Annotated in this window: 3 protein-coding genes; all 3 read right to left on the minus strand. The window is 34.9% G+C overall.

Translation table 11 applies throughout. The features are described from left to right. The coding region (locus ACGLXV_RS00915; RefSeq protein ID WP_391557109.1) for a hypothetical protein at nt 1–322 on the minus strand (322 nt) is incomplete at its 3' end. 144 nt (nt 323–466) lie between these two features. Continuing rightward, nucleotides 467–1,204 carry a hypothetical protein gene (locus tag ACGLXV_RS00920; RefSeq protein WP_391557110.1) on the minus strand — a complete coding sequence of 246 codons (738 nt, stop codon included), beginning with the start codon at nt 1,202–1,204 and terminating at the stop codon, nt 467–469. Nucleotides 1,205–1,374: 170 nt separating this feature from the next. Further along, nucleotides 1,375–2,403: a hypothetical protein gene (locus tag ACGLXV_RS00925; protein WP_391557111.1), complete on the minus strand. Its 1,029-nt coding sequence runs from the start codon at nt 2,401–2,403 to the stop codon at nt 1,375–1,377. Nucleotides 2,404–2,593 lie beyond the last annotated feature (190 nt).

The raw sequence follows: 2,593 nt of genomic DNA on the forward strand, positions 1-2,593 counted from the left end.
TTAAATCAATAATTTGTGTTTTTAGTAAGGGTAATTCGTTGAGCCTCTCTGTGCCCTGGTGGATTTTTATCGATAGGTTATTTAAGGAAAAACAAGTGTCACTCACATAAAAAGTTGAAGCAACCCCTACACTACTTCTCTCAGGATTAATAAAATATTCGTTATTAATTATCAGATTTTTTGAGAGATGAATTTGACTTTTATTTCCCGCCCCTGCTTGTTGTAAATCGATAATTAACTTCCCTCTTGTCGCAATTATGAATGCAAGGCTTAAAGACGTTAATAGAACGAGAAGAATGATTTTATCTCTCAGGATTTTCATGGCTAGTAATGGCACCTAACGGTTTCGGGCTTTGCGTTCGGGCGGGTTTCGATGCACACAAAGCTTCAATTTATTACTAAAGTTTAATAGCAGCACTAAGTTCTAACGTCAGCCCGCCTGACGCAAAACCCGTGTTAGGCGTAGTTACGGTAAGACAATATAACGTAAGTAAGTTGTGTCACTATTTTCATAGTCAGTTTCTTTAGTTGATACTTCAATTCTGAGATTACTGGTTTTACCAATCATTGACTTGTTAATAACTATTGTAAAATTATTGATTAAACCTTTTTGATCAATGTTGCCCCAACGTACACGATAAGTTATTTCCCTTCCTTTAGGGTCATAGGCTTCTATTAGTATTTCAATGGAATCTCCAACTCTTAATGTTTTTTTTGTAAATAAACCAATTGGCAACATTGTATTATCCCAAATGCTTCCTAAGCTATCGGAAACCTTTAGGATTTTAATGAAATAATCATCAGCGCCCATATTTCGATTATGATAGGTTACAAGTTTAGTTTTTAAGTCCCCAATTATTCCTTTTACAATTTGCTCCTGATAAGGTAATAGTTGTCGTCCATGAGATATCGTATTTCTAAAAGTTTCCATTTCTGAGAATAGAACATCGAAACGTTTTTTATCGTTAAATATTGATTTGAAACTACCCCAATTTTTGGAAATGATATTTCCTAGGTCATAAAAGTCTGAATAAAAAATAATCCTAGCTTCTGTCAGAATCCCATCAAATTTTTTCTTTTCCTCTTCTCTTTTCTCTTTCCACTTTTCGATCCTTTCAGAACTAATTTTAAAAACAGTATCATCATTTGTTCCTAAAACATTTGAAATAATTGAACGGAGTATGTTTTCATATTCTTGAATCATATTCGAAATTTAGTAATTACGCCTAACGTTTTGGCGGCTTGGAGTAGTGGGGCATTCGGAGCACAGCACTTTCAAGCGAACACAAAAATGTTTATTAGATGCACTGCTGTAAATATTACCACTTCCTCCACCATTACTCCAAGCCGCTGTTATGCCTTGTTTTTCATTATCTACTTGAGTTGTTTCTGAACTTCTTGAAGTTTTTTTACAAGCTCTCCTACAGGTCCTAGGCTAAAATGTTTATTTGATGATGCTGATACTTTCATCCCATCCATTGGCGCTAACCAAGCAATGTCATCATTTGAAATTGGTAAGCCATCTCGCCTAAGTGGTAGTGAAGTCAAATCTGAGTTAAGCCACATTTCAAGTGCTCTAGCTCTTGCTTTATCCATATCCACAAAAGCTGGTAGTTCTTTATTATTAAACAGACTTCCTATTGCTTTTGATTCTGGAAAAGGAATGCCAGTCCATACTTTTAAAATCTTAGAAACATAATCCCAGCCTTCTCCAATATAATTTTTCGATCGAATCAATCTTGATAGTTCTCGGATTTTCATTAGTGCTTCTTCTCTTTCTTCTGGAATTATTAATTGATTAATTGATTCAGAATAATTCAGATAGTGTTTATCATTAATTAACTTGTCAAAGATGGAAATCAATTCAGAGGGAGTGTCGTTTTTAGGCGGCGTTATTGCGTCAAAGTCAACTTTTCTATATTGATTTAATAATGCTTCTAAATCAGCTAGAACTATTTTGGTTTCACTATTTGTTGTTTTTGCTCTCAAGAATCTAAGGTTATGAATCGAATTTTCAGTATGAACATCAGCCTGTACACTATGATTAAACCCTAAAGCAATTTTCTTGAGATCTGAATGACCTTGGTCAATGGCATATCTTAAATCCTGTGGAATGTTTTTTGGATATTTTAAGAAACCCTGTTCTTCGTCAATCGTAACTTCAAATTCTTTTCTAAGTTTAAAGAGAAGTCTATTTAAAGTTTCTATTTCATTAGAATCGTCAATTATTAGAATTCTGTTTTTTAACACCAATGGCATTTGATCAAGGGTCTTTGTCTCTGGCGCGGACCGTGGAATAACAATTTGAACAGCCCCATAACTAATATACTCTTCCAGCATTTGTGCAAAACAGGAGTAATCATTTGCAACGACAACTTCTTGATTGTCCTTACGAACGCCCATCCTCCCAATTGGCAGTGGATCATAAAGTATTTTTCCTTGTTTCATCTTGTCCATTTATAATGAGGCATAACGTTTTGCGGCTTTAAGCTGTAGCAGTTAAATGCACTTCGCCCGCGCTTAGCACTAAAGTAGTTAGAAAGCAGGTAGTTTCAAAAAGCAGTGACCGCTATAGTTTGAAGCCGTTGTTAGG

It is taken from the genome of Robertmurraya sp., from assembly GCF_036676585.1.
In the GTDB taxonomy this organism is placed as follows: Bacteria; Bacillota; Bacilli; order Bacillales; family Cytobacillaceae; genus Robertmurraya_A.